Consider the following 277-nt stretch of genomic DNA (forward strand, 5'->3'; position numbering starts at 1 on the left):
GTGTTCTGGTGGCGCAACTACTACAACCCCGAGGAGCATCCGCGGGTGAAGCAGAGCGAGCTGGAATACATCCAGCAGCAGGAGGAGCCGCCCGCCACCCGCGTGCCCTTCTCGCAGATTCTCCGCCGCCGCGGCACCTGGGCCTTCGCCCTGGCCTACTCGATCACCGCGCCGGTGTTCTGGTTCTACCTCTACTGGCTGCCGCCGTTCCTCAACCAGCAGTACGGCCTGGGCATCAGCGTGACGCAGATGGGCATCCCGCTGATCCTGATCTGGT

1 pseudogene is annotated in these 277 nt (G+C 65.0%); it reads left to right on the plus strand.

The window, feature by feature from the left end:
- Positions 1 to 277, plus strand: a pseudogene (locus ACLJNW_RS24730) (hypothetical protein); the annotation flags it as partial.

It is taken from the genome of Salmonella sp. SAL4457 (genome assembly GCF_046548235.1).
Lineage (GTDB): Bacteria > Pseudomonadota > Gammaproteobacteria > Enterobacterales > Enterobacteriaceae > Salmonella > Salmonella enterica.